Annotated in this window: 1 rRNA gene; it reads left to right on the top strand. The window is 55.6% G+C overall.

The annotated features are described in order from the left end of the window. Positions 1 to 234 (top strand): 23S ribosomal RNA (locus tag EFBL_RS01240); the annotation flags it as partial.

Here is a 234-nt window from a genome sequence, read left to right as displayed (position 1 = left end):
GATCTGTGGTAGGGGAGCGTTCTGTACGCATGGAAGTCAGACCGGAAGGACTGGTGGAGTGTACAGAAGTGAGAATGCCGGTATAAGTAGCGAAAAGACAAGTGAGAATCTTGTCCACCGAAAGCCTAAGGGTTCCTGGGGAAGGCTCGTCCGCCCAGGGTTAGTCGGGACCTAAGCCGAGGCCGAAAGGCGTAGGCGATGGACAACTGGTGGAAATTCCAGTACCACCGCGCA

Source organism: Effusibacillus lacus, from assembly GCF_002335525.1.
Lineage (GTDB): Bacteria > Bacillota > Bacilli > Tumebacillales > Effusibacillaceae > Effusibacillus > Effusibacillus lacus.
Note: the sequence above shows the minus strand (reverse complement) of the source record. Positions and strands in the feature narration are given on the sequence as shown.